Here is a 23,601-nt window from a genome sequence, read left to right on the forward strand (position 1 = left end):
AGTCTGGGCTTATCTGTTATTGCGTAAAGGGCAGGCGGTGAGGTTTTTTTATGCATGTCTTTTTAAAGTTAGAGAGCAAAAGAAAACCGCCAGTAAAGGCGGTTTTCTAGCAGGCGATTGAAAGGTAATCTTAAATCACTTCATTCAGTTTTTCCTTGTCCATAAACGACAACACATTAGCCTGGAAGAATGTTATGGGTCCCTCACCGGTTCCCGGTGCATAGGGCCCAGCCTCGTAGGCGGGTGATTTCAATCCCTGCTGCATTTGCTCACAGATCCACATATCTTCCACCTGGAAGTTTTTACTGTCAAAACCACCTTCCACTTCACTGAGTTTAATCGGCTTCTCATTGACGCCGACACGGGTTTTAACTCCGGGGTTAGGCATGAGGATATTGTTGGCCTTGTAGTAGTCCTTTTCATAACCCGGAGGGGTAAAGAAACGGAACTTGCTGATGGTTTTGTTCGGGGCTACCGGAATAATCTGGAAGTACATAAACCCAAGAGCACCGGAAGAAACCACCACATTGGGGAACATAAAGTAGAGGTCATGGCCGCCGGTGAATTCCTCGTAGTCTTCCGGCGCTACGTCGGCTGTAGCTTCCTTCAAGGCTTTCTTGTCCATGGCAGCATAAAGGGTTTGTGCCAGGGTAGTATTACCTTTCTTGAGAATCTCGGCGTAGTACTGGTTGGAACCTTGATAGCAAGAGTGCAAGCCGTAACTCACGGTCTTCTGGTGGTTGGTTAAGGGGCCGCCCAGAGTGTGCTCATGCAAGTAAGACAGATGGTAACCATCATTGGCATTTTCAAATACCAGCTTCCAGTTGGCCTGTACTTCATAGTTGATTTCCAGCGCGACAACCACTTCATCGCCAATCTCTTCCCAGGCATCGTCTTTAATGCCATCCAGCCATTGATCAAAGCTCTGATCAGGTTCAGCCTGTGGATTAACAAAGACCATGCCCTTAAAAACGCCCATGCTAGCTTGCTTCAGACCCAGATTGGCTTTATCGCAATCACTAAACAGGACATCCTTCTGTGGAATACCGCGTACGCTGCCGTCCAGGTTGAACATCCAGTAGTGGTAGCGGCACTTCAGACCGGTTTTACAATTACCTGTGCCTTCGAGTATTTTTGCACCGCGGTGGCGACAAATGTTATGGAAAACACGAACGTTGAGTTCACGATCACGTAGGACGACAAGTGGGTAGTTACCCACTTGTACCGTAATGTAATCACCTACTTCGGGGATATCTTTTTCCAGACAGGCAAAGCTCCAGGTCTTGCCAAAGAGTTCATCTTTCTCTCGCTCGAACCACTCTTGCGAGGTATAAGCTTCTGGTGGAAGTAGTTGCTGGGCTTTCAAATCTTCAAAATTCTTCATATTAGGAATCATAAAAATTACTCCACAAATAATTAATGTCATTCCCGCGCAGGCGGGAATCCAGTGGCCTCGAATGAGGCAGTAATATTAGATGAAGCGATAAGAAGTCTATTTAGGAAAACGCCTTAATCACCTGAGCAAAGTTATCCAACATCTCCAACTCTTCTTCCTGCTCGAAGTAACCCACATGGTGCCAGCAAACAAACTCTTCGGTACCGTACTTCTCTCGTAAAGCACCAACCTGATCAATCACCTGGTTAACCGTACCTTTCCATACACGCCCCATGGGTACGTTATAAGGTGGGGTGTTGTAGGCACTGTTAAACAACTTCTCAAAGTCGTTATAGTGTTGTTGTGCCTGAGCTTCGGTAGAACCTATGGTCAGATGGCCGCCCAATACCAGCGTATTACCCACAGTGCGTTCGCTATGACCATGCTTGTGACATTCATCGATATAAATATCCATCGTCATATCGATAAATTCATCCTTGGATACAAAGGCCACTAACTTGGCACCTTCTTTGGCCCAGAACTTGGCTGTTTCCATCGACCATGAGAAGGGTACGTACAGTGGCGGGAAGTCGCGGCCTTCACGTTTACGCGGGCGGGGCACAATGCCCATTTTTTTCAGCTCGTTGTTTTCACTCAGTGCGCCTTCACCGCCCCATTGTTGGGTGGGGTAAAACGGCCAGTGAACATTTTTCGGTGGAATATCCCAAAACTCACCGTGGTGAGAAAAGGTTTCTTCGGTCCAGCACTTTTTAACAACCTCCCAGGATTCTTCCATCAGGCGGCGGTTACGCATATCTTCCTTGGAGCGATCAGATTGCGTCGTAGTGATGTCGAGATGTTGTGCCAGAGTGTTTAACCATCGTGGGGTATTACCGCGAACAAAACCCACAAACAGACGGCCGTCGGTCATGTGATCGAGCATGGCCATATCTTCTGCTAAACGCATAGGGTGGTGGGCGGTTAATGCCATACCCACCTGACCAACCGCGAGGTTTTTGGTGTGTTTGGCAATATGCAAATTCCACAACAAGGGGTTGGTGGTAGTCTCAATCCCTTCAACCTGGAAGTGGTGTTCGGTCATACAGAAACCGGCAAAACCGTTGTTGTCGGCAAACTGCATTTGTTCGGTGGTGCGTTGTAGCAAGGTGTCGAAACGCTCGGGATCAGAACCCGGCAAAATAACTTCTTCGCCTTTACTGCGCATATAGGGTTGTACGAGAACGTGAGCCTTCATGGTGTATCCTTTTGGTTTGTGATCGAACGTTCGTGATTATTGTATTTTGTGAGGCAAGTGGTTTTTTGACGTGGATCAAGGTGAGGATCAGTTTGGGATTACTTTGAACAAATGCCTTAAAAGATGTATTCGTAGGGCGGTAGTTCTAAATCCGGAGAGAGTCGGGTAAAGCTGCTCTTCGCGCCCATAAGCGGCCGGAAAAAGTCAGCGCTACGTAAACTCACAAAAAACGTTCAGACAACCTCCGCGACAACCCTGACTTTTTCCGGCCGCTTAAGCGATGGGCTGATTGCTACGATCAGCTTCACCCGACTCTCTCCTCACTTCTGTGCTAGTACCGAGATTATTTCTCGAGGGAGGGTTTTAGCCCGGGGTCTGACCCATTGGGTCAGACCCCATCTTAAAATCTGAATTTGATTTATTTATCTGAAGGTAGGTTTGTCCAAGGGGGGGGAGCTCCTATGATCAATCAGACTGCGTTTAAGACTTCTCCTGAGGCGGGAGCGTTTACGAGGACTGTTTGAGCGCTTTTCAGCGAGTTCCGCAGTGCGAGCGCCTCAGGAGAAGTCTTGCAGCCGGGAATAGGTGCCATCCGCCCTTGGGTAAACCGGGGATTGGCACTAAACGGGACATTACCGAAATAAAAAGCAAAAAAAAGCCCCGGGGTGCGGGGCTCAAGCGAGAGAGTAGTAGAGACAAAGGCTACTACAGGAACACTGGTAAAAACTTATAGGCCGCCAAGGCAGATATATTTCAACTCCAAATAATCATCCAGACCATATTTGGAACCTTCACGTCCATTGCCGGATTCTTTTACACCGCCAAAGGGAGCGGCTTCGTTTGAAATAATGCCGGTATTTACACCCACCATGCCGTACTCCAGAGATTCGGAAACCTGATAGGTGCGGGCGAAGTCGCGAGTGTAAAAATATGCGGCTAAACCAAATTCGGTATCGTTGGCGAGAGCAATAGCTTCTTCGGTGGTTTTGAATGTATAAATCGGAGCAACTGGGCCAAAAATTTCTTCTTTAAAAACACGCATCGATGGCGTGGCATTGGCGAGTACAGTGGCCGGGTAATAGCAGGGGCCAAGATCCGATACTTTGCCTCCGGTGCATAAAGTTGCACCTTGATTAATAGCATCTTCAACCAGTGAGTGGGTATCCAGAACGGCTTTAGCGTTAACCATAGGGCCAATACTGGTTTCTGTATCGGTGCCGTCACCAAGTGTTAATGCTTTAACTGCAGCAATCAGTTTTTGAGTAAATTCTTCAGCCACATTTTCGTGTACAAGAATACGGTTTGTGCACACACAGGTTTGACCTGCGTTGCGGAATTTGGAGGCAACGGCGCCGGCAATAGCTGCATCGATATTGGCATCTTCAAAAACGATAAACGGTGCATTGCCGCCTAATTCCATCGAGGTCTTTTTAACTGTACTGGCACACTGGGACATTAACACTTTGCCCACAGGGGTTGAGCCGGTAAAGGTTAATTTTTTGATGCTGGGGTGGGAGGAGAGTACACCACCGATTTCCCGGGAGTTTGCTCCGGTCACCATATTGATTACACCGGCAGGTATGCCTGCATCCTGTGCCAATACGCAAAGTGCCAGTGCCGACAGTGGTGTTTCTGTGGCGGGTTTGCAAACGAAAGTACAGCCCGCTGCCAAAGCGGGGGCGGCCTTGCGGGTTATCATGGCGTTGGGGAAGTTCCAGGGCGTAATCGCTGAGACCACGCCGACACCTTGTTTAATCACCATTACGCGCTGTTGATTGTTAGGTGCAGGAATAATGTCGCCATCAATGCGTTTGGCTTCTTCGCTGAACCATTCGATATAACTGGCACCGTAGGCGATTTCGCCGCGGGCTTCGGCCAGGGGTTTGCCTTGTTCGGCGGTCAGAATCTGGGCCAGGTCTTCCTGGTTTTCCATAATCAGTTCGTACCAGCGGCGTAGTAATTGTGCGCGCTGTTTTGCGGTAGTTTGTCGCCAGCTGATCAGTGCGGTTTCGGCAGCTGCAACGGCGGCTTCGGTATCCTGCGCATTGAGGTTGGCGATACGGCCAACGATATTGCCGTTAGCCGGATTGAATACGGCTACTGATTCGTTACCTTCTACCCAATTGCCATTGATATAAGCTTGCGAGCGTAAAAGCTCGGGGTAGTTCAATGATAGGGTTTGTATGTTTTCAGCTGTACTCATGAATAACGTTCTCAAACGGGTTATATCGCTGGGAATGGCTGTTGCTGTGGACGAATCTTTTCGTAGAGTCGCGACAGTTGCAGTACGCCCATATCATCAAAACGTGGGCCAACAATTTGTAAACCAATCGGCAGGCCGTCTTTGGTATAACCGCAGTTAATGGAAGAGGCCGGTTGTTCGGTGGTGTTAAACAAGTAGGTGTTTGACCATGGCGCAAACAGTTGATTGATATCCGGTGCGGGTAGTTCGGCATCAAACGCTGGAATAGCAACCGATGGCAGCAGTAAGTAATCCACCTGATTAAAGATAGCCATGACCTTCTCACGCATGGCTCGCATTTCATTCATGGCCTTGTACAGCTCTGGTGCAGGTGTGTTTACCGCATCGAGTGTCCAATCGTAAATATAAGGTGATTGCTTTTTCAGGCGTTCGGAATATTGACCAAATTCGCTGAAGCAGCGTTGTTTGTAAAACAGTTCAGCGCAGCGATCGTCGCCTTGTTTAAATGGCGTATCGATTAATTCAATGTTGTAACCCAAGTCAGCAAAAGCTTTTGCCGCTTGCTCTACCGCGTGTTTTACATCTGTATTTACCTCTGGACCAAAACCGATATCGGTCAGCAGGCCCAGGGTTAATTGTCTGGGGGCGCGTTCCAGGTCTTCCAGGTAGTTACAGTCGTCAAACGCCAATGCAGTAAAGTCACGTGGGTCAGGCGCACAGAGTGCGTTCATCATCAGCGCGGCATCGGTTACTGTGCGGGTCATAGGTCCGGCAACCAGCGTTGGTGCGTTAGGTGGATAATAGGGCACGCGTCCCTGGCTGGGTTTTAGGCCGAACAAACCGCAGAAAGATGCTGGCAGGCGAATGGAGCCAACAATATCGGTGCCCACAACCATAGGCGATAATCCGCAGGCTACGGAAGCCGCAGCGCCGGAGCTGGAACCGCCGGGATTTTTATCTAGCGCCCAGGGGTTGCGGGTAATGCCGTGAATGGAGCTGTAACCGCTGGCGAGTATGCCAAAATCTGGCATTGTGGTTTTACCCAGCGATACCATGCCCGCTTCGCGCAGGCGGGCATTTACCGGCGCGTCCTGATTCCAGGAGTATTCATCTGCATCGTTGGCAATGGAGCCGCGGTAGCTGGGTTCGTTAATGCTTAGCAGGCCGTCTTTAATCGTAGTGGCAATACCGTCCAGTGGGCCATTGGGTGTACCATCCATCCAGCGTTGCTCGGAGGCTTTGGCTTCTTGCAATGCCCGCTCTGGTGTTGGCAGGTAAACCATATTCAGGCTTTTATTCAGGCGATCGAGTTCATCGATCAAAACCTGGGTAACTTCCAGCGGCGATAAATCCTTGGCCCGAAATTTTCGACTCAGTGCCGTGGCGCTGAGCTGACGGATTTCCTGAAACGGGTTTGCTTGCGACATGTTGGGTTCCGGCAAATAGTCTTTACATGGCTGACGCGGCAAGTGGCGGCAGATCTAGTAGTTCATCATCAATGGTGTTTTGAGGTTTGCTGTTAGGCAGTGCCTGGCAGTGAACTTCTGTGACCAGTGGATAGGCGTCATTTTTACGGTCTTCAAAGATGCGTTTAAGCATGGTTTCCACCACGGAGAAGGCCAGTTGATCCCAGGGGATTTCGTCTTCGCTAAACAATTGTGCGGCGAGGGATTCTTCACCGGCAGCAACCGTCGGCGTGGTCAGCTGGGCGCGGTAAATCATATAAACCTGGCTGATATGCGGCACATTGAATACGCCGTACAAATGATCAATATCCACCTGTGCGCGAGCTTCTTCCCAGGATTCTCGAGCGGCACCTTGCTCTGTGGTTTCACCGTTTTCCAAAAAGCCTGCCGGTAAAGTCCACAGGCCTTTTTGCGGTTCAATACCGCGGCGACACAACAGCACCTTATCGCCATACGTCGCCAGACAACCGGCGATAATATTCGGGTTTTGATAATGAACCGTAGAACAGGAGAGGCACACATGACGCTGGCGGCTGTCATTGTCCGGCGTGCGTAATGCAACGGGGTTTCCGCAGTGGCTGCAAAAATTCATAGTCATTACCTCTCCTGATGGGTGGATAAAACCAAACTTAAACGGGTTCAGTCTGAGCCAGTTGTTCAAAACTGCCTTTATAAAACAGCAGCGGTTCACCGGCTTGGGTATCGAGTTGATTAACGCGGCCTACCAGGATGATGTGATCGCCGCCTTCGTAGCGATGTTCTGTGGTGCACTGGAAGCGAGCCAGGTATTCGGTCAGTAGGGGAGTGCCCGCGGCATTGGTTTCGGTGCTCACACCGGCAAAGCGATCGATATCTTTACGGGCAAACTGGCCGCACAGATCTTGTTGTTCGCTATTCAAAATATGGATAGCGAAATCGTTGGTCTCGACAAACGCTGTGTAGTTACTGGAGGTTTTAGCAATGCTCCACAACACCAGAGGCGGTTCAAGTGACAGGGAGCTGAAGCTGTTGGCGGTCATGCCAACGGCCTGACCTTGAAAATCTTTGGTCGTAACTATGGTCACGCCTGTGGCAAATTGGCCCAGGGCGTTGCGAAATTCTCGACTGTCTATCTGTGTCATATCTACTTCTCTATCTGCTTTCTGCTCTGGGGCGAAATAGCTTGGCGTCTGTTTTGACTGCTTTTTGACCATTTATGCCATGTTTTGGCTGAAATATGTCCAAAAACCGTTTGCGATCGAACGTTCGGTTAAAATCTAGCAAGGATTGAAAAAGCTGTCAAATATCTTTGAATGCCTTGTTTTTGATCAATTTTATATTGACATGAACGTTCGATCAAAAGATTATAGGGGCAGATTGGATGGCGCCGACCATTCAACACCACAAAAGCAATGACATTAGATAGCCATTTTTAACGCCAGGAGGAATCCATGCGCTTTACTATTCTTGTTCAGCCTTACATGCGTCGTCGCGGTGAGGATGTGAAAAACCCGGGGGCTGATCCTGATCGTTATCAGGATTTTCTGCAGCGTCTTAAAGAGCAAATGATCTTTGCGGATAACAATGGCTATGGAGGTTTCTGTATGACCGAACACCATATGCAGATTGAGGGTATCGAAACCACCGTTAACCCGATCATGCTGGATCTGTTTGTTGCGCAGCACACCAAGAATCTGATGGTTGGCCAAATGGGGATGGCCTTGACCGCGCATAACCCAATGAAGTTGGCGGAAGATTTGGCGCTGCTGGACCAAATGACCGAAGGCCGTTGTTTCTACGGTTTTGTTCGCGGTAACACACCGCGCTGGTTGAACACTTTCAGTCAACATCTGGAGATCAGTACCTCCCAATCTGACAAATCCGAAGTCGATCAAAAGAATCGTCGTCTGTTCTACGAAGCATTCGAGATTATCAAGCAGCTCTGGCACAACGACACCATCAACTTCCAGGACGGTGAGTTCTGGCAGATGCCACCTAAAGATATTCCCTGGCAGTTCCCGCCCACCAAAAAGTGGGGTGATGAGTCCGCCATTGATGCTAACGGTAACCTGCACGAAGTCGGTCTGGTACCAAAACCTCTGAAGCGCCCTGATGGTCGTGCGCACCCGGAAATCTGGACGCCGTTTAGCTGGTCTATGGAAACCGCCTGTTTCGCCGCAAAAGAAGAAATCAAGCTGGCTTCGTTCGTTGCCAAAGATGAGTTTATTGATACCACTATTGATGTGTATACCGAAGAAGCAGCCAAGTACGGACGCACCGTACAGCCGAAAGATTTCATCGGTATTGGTGGTCACTTGACCATGGCCAGCACCCAGGCTAAAGCCGACGATCACTACAAAGGTTTTGAAGAGCTGTTTAACGGCGCTTACAACTGCCCGCCTTATCATGTGCCTATGGGTCGTGTGTGGAAGGGCACCGGTCAGGAAACCCTGGATACCATTGCCAAGTTCCGCGAGGAAAAAGGTATCGATAACTTCTTCCTGTGGCACCACGTGGGCTACTTCGAGCAGGAAGAAGAGCTGGAGATGCTGGAAACCTTCTCTGAGCAGGTAATCAAAAAGCTGTAAGGCTTTTCTCTCCTTGTGTAAACCGGACCTGACGAGCAGGTTCGGTTTATGTGTTTAAGTTTCGATTGGAAATAGAATATGTCTGTGTTGTACCGCACCGTTGATCAGGTTGCTGTTATTACCCTGGATTTGGCACCTGTAAATAGTTTGGGGCTGGCCCTACGTAAAGCTATACGTGATGCTTATGAGTCGGCTACCGCTGATGAAAATATCAAAGCCATTGTGATTAACTCCAGCCAAAAAGTCTTTTGTGCTGGTGCGGATATAACCGAGTTTGGCACCGAACAATCTTTTGCTGATCCGAGCTTGCCCTCCTTGTGTGATCTGATTGAAGCGTCCGCTAAGCCTGTTGTAGCAGCCATTAACGGCATGGCATTAGGCGGTGGCCTGGAATTGGCCCTGGCGGCTGATTATCGTGTTGCCAAGACTGGTGCCAAGCTGGGCTTGCCGGAAGTTAATCTGGGGATTATTCCCGGTGCAGGCGGTACCCAACGTTTACCGCGTTTGGCCAATGTGAATGTAGCACTGGATATGATTACCAGTGGGGTACCCATTAATACCGATAAAGCCGTTGAGGCGGGTTTGTTAGATAAAGTCTACGGTGTTGAGACTGATGAAGAATTTGAAACCGTAGCGATTGAATACGCATCTACACTGGCTGATCTGAATGCGCCAGTGTTGTCCTGTGAAAACCTTGAAGTAGCGGCAGACAGCTACAGTGATGATACCTTCTCGGCCTACAAGGCCAAGATCGCGAAAAAGACCGCGGGTTATTATGCCCCTAATCGTTGTGTCGATTCGGTTGAAGCCGCAACACAACTGCCTCTTAAAGAAGGTTTGCAGCGTGAAGCTGAAATCTTTCAGGATTGTGCGGATACACCGCAAGCCCGTGCACAACAACATCTGTTTTTTGCCGAGCGTGCTGCGGGTGTAATCCCGGGTGTTGATCGCAAAGTGCCCCTGCGTGATATCAAAAAGGTTGCTGTGATTGGTGCCGGCACCATGGGCGGCGGTATTGCCATGAACTTTGCCAACGCCGGTATTCCTGTCACCTTGCTGGAAATCAAAAAGGAATTTCTCGATAACGGTTTGGCCAAAGTACGCCAGAACTACGAAATCTCAGCCAAGCGTGGTCGCTTAACGGAGGCACAGGTAGAAGAGCGCATGGCGCTATTTACCGGTACCACCAGCTACGCCGATCTCGCCGATGTGGATCTGGTGATCGAAGCGGTATTTGAAAACCTGGATGTTAAAAAAGAGGTTTTCACCGAGCTGGATAAAGTCTGTAAGCCGGGTTGTATTCTGGCCTCCAACACCTCCACCCTGGATGTGAATGAAATTGCCGAGGCGACTTCTCGCCCTGAAGATGTATTGGGCTTGCACTTCTTCTCACCCGCTAACGTGATGAAACTGCTGGAAGTGATTCGTGCAGATAAAACCGCCGATGATGCTTTGATGACCACGTTAAAACTGGCCAAAACCATCAAGAAGGTACCGGTCGTTGTTGGCGTTTGTTACGGCTTTGTCGGCAATCGCATGGTGGCGCCGTATTCCCGTGAAGCCTTCCGCGTGATTCTGGAAGGTGCTACCCCTGAACAGTCTGATTTGGCCTTAACCAATTTTGGTATGGCGATGGGCGCTGTATCCATGGGCGATATGGCCGGCATCGATATCGGTTGTATGGCCGCCGAAGCCAACCGCGAAACCTGGGAAGACGATAAAACCTATCAGGCGCTGCAATTTAATCTCAAAGATCTTGGCCGATTGGGTCAGAAAACCGGTCGTGGTGTTTATATCTATGAAGGTCGCGATAAGCACAATGATCCCGAAGTGCTGGAGCTGGCCAAAGCCATCGCCACTGAAAACAACATTGAACAGCGCGATGTCAGTGAGCAGGAAATAGTTGACCGTGCCATTTTGATGCTCGCCAACGAAGGTGCAAAAATTCTCGATGAGGGTATTGCTTACCGTTCTGGCGATATCGACCTGGTGTATATCTACGGTTATGGTTTCCCGGCCTACCGCGGTGGGCCTATGCAGTATGCAGATGAGCTGGGGCTGGATGAAGTGGTTAAACGTTTAAAGCATTACCAGCAATCGTTGGGTGAGTATGGTGAGCGTTGGTTTAAGCCAGCGCCGTTGTTGGAGAGATTAGCTGCGGAAGGAAAACCTTTTAAAGATTTTCAGAAAATGTAACGAAGCCAATCGTATAGACCCAAACCATCTACCGCCATCCCCGTGGCTTTTAAGCTTGTCCCCGTGAAAACGGGGGCGGGATCCAGTGATACGGAGCACTTAGGCCCGAAATTGAGCAAAAGTGAATTCTATTAGATATGCACTGGGTTCAACTTAGTGCCAGTTAAACTGGATTCCCGTTTTCACGGGAATGGCAGAATATTATGTTCGTGAATTTAATTTAGGAGTAAACCATGAGAGAAGCAGTCATAGTATCCACTGCCCGTACCCCCATCGCCAAAGCGTTCCGCGGTGCATTTAACATCACCAAATCTCCAGCACTGTCAGCCTTCGCCGTAAAAGCGGCAGTAGAACGCTCGGGCCTGGATCCACAGCGCATTGATGACCTGGTCATGGGCACTTCTCTACAAGCCGGCACCGCCGGTATGAACCTGGGCCGCATGACCGCACTGGCTTCCGGTTTACCACTGGATGTATCCGGCCAAACCATCGACCGTCAGTGTTCTTCCGGTTTGATGTCTGTGGCGACTGCCGCTAAACAAATTATCGTCGACAAAATGGACGTGACTGTTGCAGCAGGTCATGAGCATATTTCCATGGTGCAAACCCCAGCTTTCGAATGGATCATGAAGGAAAAAGATGATGCCGTTCTAGCCGGTGATAAAAACGCCTATTTGCCGATGCTGATGACCGCAGAAAATATCTGTAACAAGTACGGTATCTCCCGTGAGTCTCAGGATGAATACGCACTGTTGTCACAACAGCGTACCGCGGCTGCACAGGAAAAAGGCTTGTTCGACGATGAGATTATTCCGGTAACCACGACCAAAGCGGTTTTCAATAAAGAAACCAAGGAAACCACGTTTGAAGAAGTGACCCTGGCCAAGGACGAAGGCAACCGTCCACAAACCACTCTGGAAAGTTTGCAGTCTCTGGACCCTGTTGTTGAAGGTGGTTTCATTACTGCCGGTAACGCCTCGCAATTGTCTGATGGTTCTGCGGCTTGCGTTCTGATGGATCGCGAACTGGCAGAAAAAGAAAATGTTGATGTGCTGGGTATTTACCGCGGCATGATGGTTGCCGGTCTGGCACCGGATGAAATGGGTATTGGTCCAATTTACGCCGTACCTAAGCTGCTGAAAGCTCACGGTTTAACCGTTGATGATATTGGCTTGTGGGAGCTGAACGAAGCCTTCGCTTGTCAGGTTATCTACAGTGCCGAAAAACTGGGTATTCCGCTGGATCGTCTGAACGTAAATGGCGGTGGTATTTCTATCGGCCATCCATACGGTATGACCGGTACTCGCCTGGTGGGCCACGCGCTGCTGGAAGGCAAACGCCGTGGTGTTAAATACGTTGTGATTACCATGTGTGTCGGTGGCGGTATGGGTGCCGCTGGTCTGTTTGAAGTAGCTTAAGGTAAAACCACCATGGCAGAGTATAAGGTTCCTGTACGCGACATCGAGTTCGCGTTCCATGATGTATTGGATTTAACCGCGCATTATCAGCAGTTACCCGGTGCCGAAGAAGTTGATCGCGACTTTATCGGTGCGGTAATGACAGAGGCCGCCAAGTTCTCGGAAGATGTACTGGCCCCGTTAAATCAATCCGGTGATCAGCAGGGCTGTCAGTGGAATGATACTGTGGTCACCACACCTGACGGATTTAAAGACGCCTATCAGCAGTTTGTTGATAACGGTTGGCCCGCACTTGCCCAGGATGTAGAAAAGGGAGGGCAGGGCTTGCCGATGTCGTTGCAAATGTCGGTGTACGAGATGCTTATCTCTGCCAACCTGGCCTGGGGTTTATATCCCACCATTACCTGGGGCGCGGTAACCACCATCGAAGCCCATGGTACTGACGAGCAAAAACGCCTGTTCCTACCAGAAATGATTGCCGGTCGTTGGACTGGCACCATGTGTTTGACCGAATCCCACTGCGGTTCCGATTTGGGTTTGTTACGCACCAAGGCCGAACCTAACGCTGATGGCAGTTACAATATTACCGGTAATAAAATCTTTATTTCCTCCGGTGAGCACGATATGGCCGACAATATTGTGCATGTAACCTTGGCGCGTTTACCGGATGCACCGGCAGGCACCAAAGGTATTTCGCTATTCCTGGTGCCTAAATTCCATATCAATGGCGATGGCAGTATCGGTGAACGCAATAGCGTTAGCTGTGGTTCCATCGAACATAAAATGGGTATTCACGGTAATGCTACCTGCGTTATCAACTTCGATAACGCCAAGGGGTATTTGATCGGGCCAGAAAATCGTGGCCTGAACTGCATGTTTACCTTTATCAATGAATCCCGTGTGGATGTGTGTTTGCAGGCCCATGGCCAGATTGAGCGCTCCTATCAAGGTGCGCTGAGTTATGCCCGCGAGCGTTTGCAGATGAAAGCGATTCCCCGGGTTGATAAGGAAAAACCGGCAGATCCGATTATTGCTCATCCTGAAATTCGTCGCCTGTTACTGACTCAGCGCAGCTTCTCTGAAGGTGCGCGCCTGATGGCTTACGACTTGGCACGTCTGGTGGATTTGGTTAGAAGCGGTTCTGAGGAAGAAAAACATCAAGCCGAAGCGGCACTGGGTTTCCTAACGCCTATCGCCAAAGGTTTTATTACCGAAGCGGCTATTGAAGCTACCAGTCACGGTGTACAGGTATACGGTGGCCACGGTTTTATTCAGGAATGGGGTATGGAGCAGCTCAGTCGAGATGTTCGTATTACCGCAATCTATGAAGGGACTACGGCGATTCAGGGCCTGGATTTAATTACCCGTAAAATCCTTGCTGATGATCAGGTTCAGTACCAGCGCTATCTAACAGAGATAAAGCAGTTCTGCGCCACTAATAAAGCTGAGCTGGATTCTTTGATGGATACCTATCTTCAGTACTTGGCTACCTGGGAGCAAACCACTGCCAGGGTATTGGAAGCTTCACTTAAAGATCTGAACGAAGCTAATGCAGCAGCAGTAGATTTTCTGATGCTGTCCGGTTATGTCGTTATGGGTTACTACCTGGTGCGTGCAGCTGTGACTGCCAAGGCTAACCTGGCTGACGATAATGACGGTTACTACCAATCGAAAATGGATAATGCCGTTTTCTTTGTCAGCAAAATCATGCCACGAATCCACGGCCTGCAAAAACAGATTGAAGCGGGTACCGAGTGTTATATGACGCTGGCGGGTAAGGATTTCGATCTGGCAAGCGAATAGGTAGAGGTTACGTGTGGCTGTTAGCAGTGTGAATAAACATGTTGAGCGAAAACTATCTCATCATCGGTCTATCGATATTGTTGGCTATCAACGTAGTGATGGCCTTTACGATATTGAGGCAAAATTAATCGATGTTAAAGGCATCGATATAACAACGCCGGATAGGCCGGATATTCCCGTTGGTGAATCACTGCATGATATGACGTTGTGTTTGACGCTCGACACTACGATGAAAATTATCGACGTCAATACCAGCATGGATGCGACACCCTACAACACCTGTCCGGAAGTCGCAGACGCCTACAAAGCGCTAATTGGTGAACGCATAGGTGGCGGCTGGACCAAGACCATTAAAATCCTGTTTGGCGGGATTAAAGGGTGTACCCATCTGCGTGAACTCCTGGGGCCCATTGCAACCGTCGCTTTTCAAACTGTGGTGGATGAAGAGTGCCGAACTAAAGATTACCAGGAATCCATGGGTGTTTTTAAAGCCATGGTTAATGGTTGTTATGGGTTAAAAGGCGATGGCGTCAATGTTGCCAGGTTGTGGCCTGAGCTGGCAGAGCCATTCACTGAAATATCTCCTGAAATTACAGAATAACTGATTGAGGATTATACGATGTCTGAAGAGTTACAGGCGAAACGCGTTCAAGTGTTAAAAGATTTTGCCAAAGCGTGGAATGACCACGATATCAATGCGCTGATGTCATTTATGACCGAAGATTGCATCTTTGATGGTTCTGCTGGCGATGAGGTATGTGGGACTCGCTTTGAAGGTTTCGAAGCGGTAAAAGCAGGCTATCAGAAAATTTGGGAGGTATTCCCGGATGCAGCCTGGAATGAAGACAAACATTTTGTAAATGGTGACCGCGGTGTATCTGAATGGCGCTTTACCGGCACCATGGCCGATGGTAGCAAAGTGAATATGCACGGTAACGACCTGTTTGTATTCCGCGATGACAAGATTTACATCAAGGATTCCTACCGTAAAAACCGTCCGCCGGTAAAAGCCGATTAAGGAACGTTTATGGATGCCGTTGCTGAAGGTTTGATCTGCCGTGATCCGGCAGAGATTCATCGCCTGTTTATTATCTCGTTGCTAAAACAGGATATCGATGGTGCGCTATCGCTCTATCATATGGACGCGCATTTTGTATCTGGTCCGGGCACTACCACGGTATCTGGTCATGAAGCTGTACGAGAGCAATTGGAAGTATTCGCCACAATTGCAGGTGATATGAAGCTGGTAGAACGTACTATGACCGTCGCCGGCGATATTGCCCAAGTGAAAATGCAGTGGAAACGCGCCAGTACCGGAGAGGCATTTACCGCTCTGGATGTATTGCAACGCCAGGATGATGGTCGTTGGTTGTTTTTAATTGATAACCCTTATGGGGCATAGGAATTCGTATGTCAGAAGTGAATTTGTTGGTCCGTGTTGCTGTAAAAGAGGACAGCGTAGAGGCCATTAAAGTAGAGATGCGTAAGGCGCAGGAGATTACGCAGGCGGAAGCAGGGTGTTTGCGTTATCAGTTCTTTCAGGATCGTAAAGCACCTACCATGTTTTATGTTCAGGAGACTTATGCTGATAAGGATGCGTTCTTGGCTCACGCCAATTCTGAGCATATGGCGGCTTATTTAGCGGCTACTAAGGATATGATTGAGTCTGTCAATATGCATAAGGTTGATGCTGTTTAGTTTTAGTTGGTTTCTGGTTTGGTACTAAAGTAAGACGTGCAGGGGGCCAGTAGTCCCTTGCCAAACACGCAATAGCCATCCATGGCGCTCGTCGGCGACGTCCCTGTCGCCGGCGGTTTCGCAAGGGACTACTGGCCCCCTACACTCACTTCATCTTAACTGTTAGATTTTCTTGTTCGTTCAATTTAGTTCGAAGGGAAAGTGATGGAGATGCTGCAGTGGTAGGATGGTTGTAAGTGGGCCTCTATTTGAAACCCCCAGCGACACGGAAGTCGCTGAGGAGCGCCAGGGATGGTTTCATGCGTGTTTCAAAAAGAGGCCCACTTGCAACCAGCCGGATTTAGTAAACAGGTCTAGCTAAAAAGAAACTTCCGATGAAACTCAATGTGGGATTCAATATAGCTAGCAATAAAGAAATAGCTATGATCATAACCCTCACGCATATTGATCTCAGCGGAGTACCCAGCCTGATCACAAGCATCAACCAAACGTTGCGTCTGTAACTGCTCTTCCAAAAACTGATCCGCATCTCCCTGGTCTACCAGCATCGGTAGTTTTACCGGAGCGTTCTTCACAAGCTCACAAGTATCGTATTCAAACCAAGCGTTTTCATTGTTACCTAAGTAGCCGCCCAGCGCTTTTTGTCCCCAAGGGCAGTTAATAGGCGAAACGATTGGGGCAAAAGCCGAAACAGATTTATATTGCTGCGGGTTCTTCAGCGCAATGGTTAGAGCCCCGTGACCACCCATGGAGTGACCGCTGATGGATTGGCGTTCGACATCAACTGGGAATTCAGCATTAATCAGCGCTGGTAATTCCTGAGTAATGTAGTCGTACATATGGTAGTGCTTGTTCCAAGGTGCTTGTGTGGCATTTACATAAAAGCCAGCACCTAGCCCAAAGTCGTAAGCGCCTTCGGCATCATCTGCAACATCTTCACCACGCGGGCTGGTGTCAGGGCAAACAATGGCAATTCCTGCTTCAGCGGCATAGCGTTGTGCGCCAGCTTTCTGAACAAAGTTTTCATCAGTACAGGTAAGGCCGGATAACCAGTAAAGCACGGGGACTTTGCCTTCCTCTGCTTGAGGTGGCAAAAAGATAGAAAACCGCATATCGCAGTTCAAACTTGAGGAGGTGTGACTATATTGCTTTTGCTCACCACCAAAGCATTTATTCGACGCAACTAATTCCAAAATCGTGTTCCTTAATATAGATGGGGTCTGACCCGCAGGGTCAGACCCCGCTGCGGGTGCCAGTAATTGTCCGGGGTCTGACCCTGCGGGTCAGACCCCATTCGGAGCACTAAGTCGAATTTTAGTAGAGTACGACCGAACGAATACTCTCACCCTCATGCATCAAATCAAACGCCTTATTAATATCGTCCAACGGCATAGTGTGAGTAATCAGCGGATCGATCTGAATTTTACCTTCCATATACCAATCAACAATCTTAGGTACATCGGTACGACCTCGCGCACCACCAAAGGCGGTACCTTTCCAGGAGCGACCAGTCACTAACTGGAACGGACGGGTGGAAATTTCCTGACCGGCACCGGCAACTCCAATAATATAGGACTCACCCCAGCCTTTGTGTGCACACTCCAGCGCCTGACGCATGGTGTTTACATTACCGATACACTCAAAGCTGTAGTCCACGCCGCCATTGGTTAAATCGATAATGGCTTCGGTGGTTTTCATATCGACATCTTTCGGATTAACAAAGTCAGTCATACCAAACTGTTTGGCCAGTTCAGCTTTGGCGGGGTTCATATCCACGCCGATAATACGGCTGGCACCAGCGAGTTTTGCACCTTGAATAACATTCAAGCCAATACCGCCCAAACCAAATACCGCCACAGTAGATCCCACTTCTACCTGGGCTTCAAAAACCACAGCACCCACTCCGGTGGTTACACCACAACCGATATAACACACCTTATCAAACGGCGCATCTTCACGGATTTTTGCCACGGCAATTTCCGGCAACACGGTGTAGTTGGAGAATGTGGAGCAACCCATATAGTGGAGGATAGGTTTGCCGTCGAGGGAGAAGCGGCTGGTACCATCTGGCATTAAGCCTTGGCCTTGGGTACCACGAATTTTCTGGCACAGGTTGGTTTTAGGGTTCAGGCAGAAGTCACACTCACGGCATTCTGGGGTGTAGAGGGGGATAACGGTATCGCCTGGTTTGAGGCTGGTAACGCCAGGGCCTACATCAACGACGATGCCTGCACCTTCATGGCCAAGTACGGCTGGGAATACGCCTTCAGGGTCATCACCGGACAGGGTAAAAGCATCGGTATGGCATACGCCGGTGGCTTTAATTTCAATCAATACTTCGCCGGCTTTTGGGCCTTCCAGGTCCAGTTCGACAATTTCCAGGGGCTTTCCGGCCTGGAAGGCTACGGCTGCACGCGTTTTCATATCTCATCCCTTGTTATCAGTTAGCAATGGCTATCAATGAGTCTAATTCACATCACCAGAATTTAGGTGACATCTTGATGGATTCGATTATAGACTGTTGCTGTTCTGGGTTGTATGTGTGATTTTGTAATAAGTTTGTTCTTATGTGGCAACAATAAGGCAGCAAAATAATGGTTTAATAAGATGGCTAAGTGGGAAGAAAGCGAGATATTCGTATCGGTGGTAAAACACGGCGGCTTTTCAGCGGCAGCGGAGAAGATGGGGGTATCCAAGTCCCATGTCAGCCGCCAGATCAGCCAGCTGGAAAACCGTTTGGGCGCCCAGCTACTTCAGCGTACTACCCGCAAGGTCACCACAACCGAGGTAGGCCAGGCCTATTTCCTGCGGGCCAAAGAGCTGGTTGAAGGGCTGGAGGATGCCGAAAAAGCGGTGATGGATCTGCAGGCGACTCCGCGGGGTAATCTGAAAATGACGGTTGCCGGTGGTTTTGGTGAGGACTTTGTGGCCCCGGCTGCTGCGGAGTTTATGTCGCAAAACCCGGAATTGAATATTGATATCGACTTTACCAACCGCACCGTTGATTTGATTGCCGAAGGATATGATTTGGCGATTCGCGCGGGGGTACTCAGTGATTCCACGCTGATCGCCAGGCGTATTGTCAGTCGGTCACTGTGTATTTGTGCCAGTCCCGACTATCTGGCTCGCAAGGGTAAGCCAGAATCTATTCAAGGGCTGTCACGACATAACTGCTTGCTGGGGACTTTGCCAACCTGGCGTTTTCGATCCTCAAGCGGTCATTCTGAGCAAAGGCTTGAAGGGCGTTGGCGGAGTAATAACGGCAGGGCGCTACTATCGGCGGCACGGCAAGGCTTGGGGTTGGTTCAGTTGCCTGAGTTTTATGTACGCAGAGATTTGGCAGAAGGCACCTTGGTCGAGGTGCTGAAAGAGTTTCAACCAACCGATACGGGCGTGTGGGCGGTGTATCCCAGTAATCGGCATCTGTCCGCCAAAGTGCGGTTGTTTGTCGAGTTTTTAGTGAATTATTGTCGCGAGCACAATGCATAAAAGAGAATATAAATCCGTATGAACAGGCAACATCCTATTCCTACCAATGTGATTACCGGCTTTTTAGGTGCCGGTAAAACCACGTTAATCCAACACCTGTTAAAAACCAAACCTGCCGATGAGCATTGGGCGGTTTTGGTTAATGAATTTGGTGAAGTGGGCTTGGATGGCGCCTTGCTCGCTGCCGAAGGTATTGCTGTTAAAGAAGTACCTGGTGGTTGTATGTGTTGTACAACCAGCTTGCCTTCAAAGAGCGCGATGAATCAGCTTATCGAGCAACAAAATCCTGATCGTATATTAATTGAGCCCACTGGCCTTGCGCATCCCAAACAGATTTTACAAAGCTTTGGTGGTAAGGCTTATCAAGGCATATTGGATATGCATGCGGTGGTATGTGTACTTGATCCCTGGAGTTTGAGTGATGATCAGTTTTTAGCGCTGCCGGCTTTCCGTGATCAAATTCAACTGGCTGATGTGCTGATCGCAACCAAGTCTGATACCTCAGCACCTGAACACCTTGCTCGCTTCGATACCTTTGCCGCGAGCCTCAAACCTATGAAAAGCCAGATTGGCAAAATCAGTCAAGGCAATATGCCTTGGCAATGGCTGGATGCACCGCGAGTAAAACAAACTGTAATCTTGACAACGCCAGCTTCACACTCAGGAGCCTCAAGTAGTGATGTTGCCGAGCGTGACAGTGATGGCGTGCTACGTCAGGAAAATAAAACCGATTACGGCTATAGCTGTGGCTGGTTATTCCCCGAGACGTTTGTCTTCAATTTTGAAGGATTAAAAACGCTTCTTTCAGAATTGGAAGTCCCGCGTATTAAAGCGGTAATGCAAACCGATAAAGGCTGGTTCAGTTTTAACCGGATGCGGGAGAATTTTCAGGCTAAAGAAACAACCTCAATAGGTGAAAGCCGATTGGAAGTGGTCAGTATGGAACCTGTCGACTGGAGAGGGCAGGATAACAAACTTAGGCTATTAAGTTCATGACCGGCACATAACCGGGGTCTGACCCTACGGGTCAGACCCCAGCCGTAGGCATCTACTATCATCACTTAATAATATTTGAGTTGTGTCGCTTTCCCCCAAAACACCCGATAAGAAAACACGGTATAAACCAAAATTATCGGCACCACAATCAAAGCTCCCACCAACATAAACCGCAAGGATTCCGCCGCACTGGCAGCTTCAATCATGGTTAACTGCCCGGGGATAATATAAGGGTAAAAGCTGTAGGCCAGTCCCTGGAAGCAGACAAAGAAAATACTCGCACTGGCGACAAAGGGAATCCAGCAACCAAAATCCTGTTCAAACGGTATGCGAACCAGAACCCGATCATTAATCACAAACAGTGCCAGGCTAACGACGGGTATCTGCAGTAATAGCAGCCCGAAAGGAAAGCTAAACCATCTGTCGAAAACCCCCGGGTTCACCAACGGGTTTACCAGACAAACCCCGATAACCCCGATAAAACAAACCCAGCCACTGCGTCTGGCCCAAAGGGCAGCTCGTTTTTGTAATTCGCCTTCGGTTTTCATAACCAGCCAGCCTGCACCAATATAGCTATAAGCTGCAGCAACGCCACAGGCACTTAACAGGGCAAAGCCAATACTGGCAGGCGTGGTTTGCAAACCCATCACATAAAGGCCCAGCATATAACCTTGAGATAAAGCGGTAATTAAAGATCCGGCCCGGAATAATCTATCCCAGATCATCTTGTGATCGAGTGCAACCTTGGCGCGAAAGTCAAAGGCAACGCCACGCATAATCAACCCTAGCAGCATAATGGTGGCAGGTAGATACAGCGCTTCCAGCACAAGGTTATAGGCTTGTGGGAAAGCAATCAGCAGTAAACCAATGGCCAGTACCAGCCAGGTTTCGTTGGCATCCCAAAAAGGGCCGATACTGGCAATCATGGTGTCTCGCTGTTGGCTGGATTGTTCGTCATTACCAGCAGGAAGCAAAATCCCTACGCCCAAGTCGTAACCATCAAGTATGGCGTACACTAAAATGGCCAACGCCATAAGGCCGGCAAAAATCATGGCGAGACTTTCAAGTTCAAGCATAGTTGCCCCCTGTATTGGTTTGTCCAATAAACTGTTGGTGTTCGTCGGCCGAGATTTCTTCAATTTCAACCGCACGTCTGGCCATTAAAAATAGCGTGTGTATATAAGCTACCAACAAACCGGCATACACCAGCGAATACAGTAACAAGGACAAACCGACATTACTGGCTGCGACCGGTGTTACGGCATCCGCTGTGCGCAGTACGCCACTGACGAGATAAGGTTGGCGACCAATTTCGGTTACGTACCAACCTGCCAATGTTGCGGCCCAGCCGGAAAAAGTCATCGCCGTCATGGTGTACAAAAACCAGTTGGGGGCAGATTCCTTTCGCCACAGGTAGTAGCTGCCAAGCCAGGCCGCGGCTATCATCAGTAATCCAATGCCTACCATGATTCGAAAACCCCAGAACACCGGAGCAACGGGTGGGTGTTCATCGATAAATTCATTAAGTCCTTGAATGGTACCTTGAGGATCGTGAGTGAGGATAAGGCTGGCCAACTTGGGAATACCCAGTGACCAATGATTGGTGCGATTGTCCTCATCCGGGATCGCAAACAGTAGCAATGGGGCACCGTCGGTGGTTTCCCAAACACCTTCCATCGCAGCCACTTTTTGCGGTTGATGTTCGAGTGTATTCAAACCGTGTAAATCACCGACAAAGGCTTGCAAGGGGGCCAATAGGGTAGCTGCTGTAAGGGCAATTTTTAAAGTTAATCGCGGTGCACGTTTTTGATCGCCTCGTAAAATGCGATAAGCCGAGATACCTGCAATCAGGAAACTGGCTGTAAGGCCGGAAGCAATCAAGGTGTGGGACAAACGGTAGGGCAGGGAAGGATTAAAAATAATCTCCCACCAGTCTACCGGAAAGGCGACACCATCACGTAACTCAAACCCTGTTGGGGTTTGCATCCAGGAGTTTAATGACAAAATCCAAAACGCAGACGCTGTGGTTCCCAGTGCAACGATCAGTGTGGCAAAGGTATGCAGCCGAGGTGATATACGATCAATACCAAACAGCATAATGCCCAAGAATGTTGCTTCGAGGAAAAACGCGGTTAAGACTTCGTAGCCCAATAGAGGGCCGGCAATATTGCCCACCTTTTCCATAAAACCGGGCCAGTTAGTGCCAAATTGAAACGACATGGTAATGCCGCTAACAACCCCAAGGGCAAAGGTGAGGGCAAAAACTTTTACCCAGAAGCGATAAGCACGCATCCATACAGGATTGGCGGTGCGATGCAGTTGTACTTTAAAGAAGAATAAAAACCAGCACAGGGCGATGGTAATCATTGGGAAGAGAATATGAAAACTGATATTGAGGGCAAATTGAATGCGCGACAACATCAAGGTGTCTGCGACAAAACTGTCGACCATAGCAAACCTCGCTTACATCTTGTGGTGTTAACAGGTTTAGAGCGTTTTTTAAGGATCAGGCTTTGCCTGACTTATTACCTCCTTTTAATTTGTCGGTAAATTCCAGCACCTTTCCGACACCGGAGCCGAGTTTAAGCAGTGTTTGTAATTTGTCGGGGCTAAGTCCTTGAATATCGTCAAACCAGACTTGCAGAGTTTCCAATAAATCGTGGATTTCCTGCATGCGCTCGCGGGCATAGGCTTCAGATTGGGAGCTTTCGTTTTCGAGCAGGGTATCGCGCAACAGTGACAGAGTGGGGTCCATTTCCCGGCGTTTACGTTCTTCCAAAATACGCTTGGCCATCTCCCAAATACTGCCGGCGGTGGTGTAGTAATCCTTGCGATCACCCGCGACATGCTGCACCTGAATCAGGCGCCAGGACTGTAATTCTTTAATGCCCATGCTGACATTGCCGCGGGAAATCCCCAGCGTTTCGGCGATATCGTTAGCGCTGAGAGGCTCTTCGCTCAGCACAATAATGGCGTACATCTGGCCAACGGTGCGGTTAAACCCCCATCGGCTGCCCATTTCACCGAAATGGAGGACGAAGGATTCAATGGTAGGAGACATCTTCACGGCCAGGATTCCTTAAATGCTGAATTTTAAAGTTTCAGAAATTATTGAAAGTTTAGAATCTTTCTTGA

Annotated in this window: 21 protein-coding genes; 10 read left to right on the forward strand and 11 right to left on the reverse strand. The window is 49.1% G+C overall.

Annotated elements, in window-relative coordinates:
- Positions 1-130 precede the first annotated feature (130 nt).
- The 6 genes from ACGHZ6_RS08560 to ACGHZ6_RS08585 form a co-directional block, all read right to left on the reverse strand.
- Entirely contained in the window at positions 131-1,396 is a 1,266-nt protein-coding gene (locus ACGHZ6_RS08560; RefSeq protein ID WP_390618417.1) for an aromatic ring-hydroxylating dioxygenase subunit alpha, read from the reverse strand.
- Between the two features lie 100 nt (positions 1,397-1,496).
- The gene (locus ACGHZ6_RS08565) at positions 1,497-2,630 is read right to left on the reverse strand and encodes an LLM class flavin-dependent oxidoreductase (RefSeq protein WP_390618418.1); all 1,134 of its coding nucleotides are present in this window, start codon (positions 2,628-2,630) and stop codon (positions 1,497-1,499) included.
- A 727-nt stretch (positions 2,631-3,357) separates the two neighbouring features.
- Complete coding sequence (locus ACGHZ6_RS08570; RefSeq protein WP_390618419.1) at positions 3,358-4,833, reverse strand: NAD-dependent succinate-semialdehyde dehydrogenase; 1,476 nt, start codon at positions 4,831-4,833, stop codon at positions 3,358-3,360.
- A 20-nt stretch (positions 4,834-4,853) separates the two neighbouring features.
- The gene (locus ACGHZ6_RS08575) at positions 4,854-6,260 is read right to left on the reverse strand and encodes an amidase (protein WP_390618420.1); all 1,407 of its coding nucleotides are present in this window, start codon (positions 6,258-6,260) and stop codon (positions 4,854-4,856) included.
- Positions 6,261-6,282: 22 nt separating this feature from the next.
- Positions 6,283-6,897, reverse strand: coding sequence for an NUDIX hydrolase (locus tag ACGHZ6_RS08580; RefSeq protein WP_390618421.1), 615 nt, complete (start codon positions 6,895-6,897; stop codon positions 6,283-6,285).
- A gap of 31 nt (positions 6,898-6,928) precedes the next feature.
- On the reverse strand, positions 6,929-7,420 hold the full coding sequence (locus ACGHZ6_RS08585) for a flavin reductase family protein (protein WP_390618422.1): 492 nt from the start codon (positions 7,418-7,420) through the stop codon (positions 6,929-6,931).
- Between the two features lie 309 nt (positions 7,421-7,729).
- Between ACGHZ6_RS08585 and ACGHZ6_RS08590 the strand changes: the two genes are divergently transcribed.
- The 8 genes from ACGHZ6_RS08590 (at position 7,730) to ACGHZ6_RS08625 (ending at position 15,981) form a co-directional block, all read left to right on the forward strand.
- Positions 7,730-8,866, forward strand: coding sequence for an LLM class flavin-dependent oxidoreductase (locus tag ACGHZ6_RS08590; protein WP_390618423.1), 1,137 nt, complete (start codon positions 7,730-7,732; stop codon positions 8,864-8,866).
- A 78-nt stretch (positions 8,867-8,944) separates the two neighbouring features.
- A complete protein-coding gene (locus tag ACGHZ6_RS08595; RefSeq protein ID WP_390618424.1) occupies positions 8,945-11,062 on the forward strand; it encodes a 3-hydroxyacyl-CoA dehydrogenase NAD-binding domain-containing protein in 2,118 nt (705 codons plus the stop codon).
- Between the two features lie 233 nt (positions 11,063-11,295).
- Positions 11,296-12,480 carry an acetyl-CoA C-acyltransferase gene (locus tag ACGHZ6_RS08600; RefSeq protein WP_390618425.1) on the forward strand — a complete coding sequence of 395 codons (1,185 nt, stop codon included), beginning with the start codon at positions 11,296-11,298 and terminating at the stop codon, positions 12,478-12,480.
- 12 nt (positions 12,481-12,492) lie between these two features.
- Complete coding sequence (locus ACGHZ6_RS08605) at positions 12,493-14,283, forward strand: acyl-CoA dehydrogenase C-terminal domain-containing protein (RefSeq protein ID WP_390618426.1); 1,791 nt, start codon at positions 12,493-12,495, stop codon at positions 14,281-14,283.
- 13 nt (positions 14,284-14,296) lie between these two features.
- The gene (locus ACGHZ6_RS08610; RefSeq protein ID WP_390618427.1) at positions 14,297-14,884 is read left to right on the forward strand and encodes a DUF2889 domain-containing protein; all 588 of its coding nucleotides are present in this window, start codon (positions 14,297-14,299) and stop codon (positions 14,882-14,884) included.
- A gap of 18 nt (positions 14,885-14,902) precedes the next feature.
- Complete coding sequence (locus tag ACGHZ6_RS08615) at positions 14,903-15,301, forward strand: nuclear transport factor 2 family protein (RefSeq protein WP_390618428.1); 399 nt, start codon at positions 14,903-14,905, stop codon at positions 15,299-15,301.
- A gap of 9 nt (positions 15,302-15,310) precedes the next feature.
- Positions 15,311-15,685 carry a YybH family protein gene (locus tag ACGHZ6_RS08620; protein ID WP_390618429.1) on the forward strand — a complete coding sequence of 125 codons (375 nt, stop codon included), beginning with the start codon at positions 15,311-15,313 and terminating at the stop codon, positions 15,683-15,685.
- 8 nt (positions 15,686-15,693) lie between these two features.
- Entirely contained in the window at positions 15,694-15,981 is a 288-nt protein-coding gene (locus tag ACGHZ6_RS08625) for a putative quinol monooxygenase (RefSeq protein WP_390618430.1), read from the forward strand.
- Positions 15,982-16,334: 353 nt separating this feature from the next.
- Here the strand turns inward: ACGHZ6_RS08625 and fghA are convergent, their stop codons facing one another.
- Both fghA and ACGHZ6_RS08635 read right to left on the reverse strand, forming a co-directional pair.
- Positions 16,335-17,174 carry an S-formylglutathione hydrolase gene (fghA, locus tag ACGHZ6_RS08630; RefSeq protein WP_390618431.1) on the reverse strand — a complete coding sequence of 280 codons (840 nt, stop codon included), beginning with the start codon at positions 17,172-17,174 and terminating at the stop codon, positions 16,335-16,337.
- A gap of 121 nt (positions 17,175-17,295) precedes the next feature.
- The gene (locus tag ACGHZ6_RS08635) at positions 17,296-18,405 is read right to left on the reverse strand and encodes an S-(hydroxymethyl)glutathione dehydrogenase/class III alcohol dehydrogenase (RefSeq protein ID WP_390618432.1); all 1,110 of its coding nucleotides are present in this window, start codon (positions 18,403-18,405) and stop codon (positions 17,296-17,298) included.
- A 183-nt stretch (positions 18,406-18,588) separates the two neighbouring features.
- On the opposite strand from ACGHZ6_RS08635, the gene ACGHZ6_RS08640 reads away from it, so the two are divergent.
- Positions 18,589-19,470: a LysR family transcriptional regulator gene (locus ACGHZ6_RS08640; RefSeq protein WP_390618433.1), complete on the forward strand. Its 882-nt coding sequence runs from the start codon at positions 18,589-18,591 to the stop codon at positions 19,468-19,470.
- A gap of 18 nt (positions 19,471-19,488) precedes the next feature.
- Positions 19,489-20,466, forward strand: coding sequence for a CobW family GTP-binding protein (locus tag ACGHZ6_RS08645; RefSeq protein WP_390618435.1), 978 nt, complete (start codon positions 19,489-19,491; stop codon positions 20,464-20,466).
- A 65-nt stretch (positions 20,467-20,531) separates the two neighbouring features.
- Here ACGHZ6_RS08645 and ACGHZ6_RS08650 read toward each other — a convergent pair whose 3' ends face one another.
- Genes ACGHZ6_RS08650 through ACGHZ6_RS08660 form a run of 3 tightly spaced genes read right to left on the reverse strand, consistent with a single transcriptional unit; the run spans position 20,532 to position 23,533 of the window.
- A complete protein-coding gene (locus tag ACGHZ6_RS08650) occupies positions 20,532-21,542 on the reverse strand; it encodes a cytochrome d ubiquinol oxidase subunit II (RefSeq protein ID WP_390618436.1) in 1,011 nt (336 codons plus the stop codon).
- The gene (locus tag ACGHZ6_RS08655; RefSeq protein WP_390618437.1) at positions 21,535-22,917 is read right to left on the reverse strand and encodes a cytochrome ubiquinol oxidase subunit I; all 1,383 of its coding nucleotides are present in this window, start codon (positions 22,915-22,917) and stop codon (positions 21,535-21,537) included. The genes ACGHZ6_RS08650 and ACGHZ6_RS08655 overlap by 8 nt, the downstream gene beginning before the upstream one ends.
- A gap of 55 nt (positions 22,918-22,972) precedes the next feature.
- Positions 22,973-23,533, reverse strand: a complete 561-nt coding sequence (locus tag ACGHZ6_RS08660) for a GbsR/MarR family transcriptional regulator (protein ID WP_390618438.1) — start codon at positions 23,531-23,533, stop codon at positions 22,973-22,975.
- Between the last annotated feature and the right edge of the window lie 68 nt (positions 23,534-23,601).

It is taken from the genome of Maricurvus nonylphenolicus, assembly GCF_042854845.1.
Classification (GTDB): domain Bacteria; phylum Pseudomonadota; class Gammaproteobacteria; order Pseudomonadales; family Cellvibrionaceae; genus Maricurvus; species Maricurvus nonylphenolicus.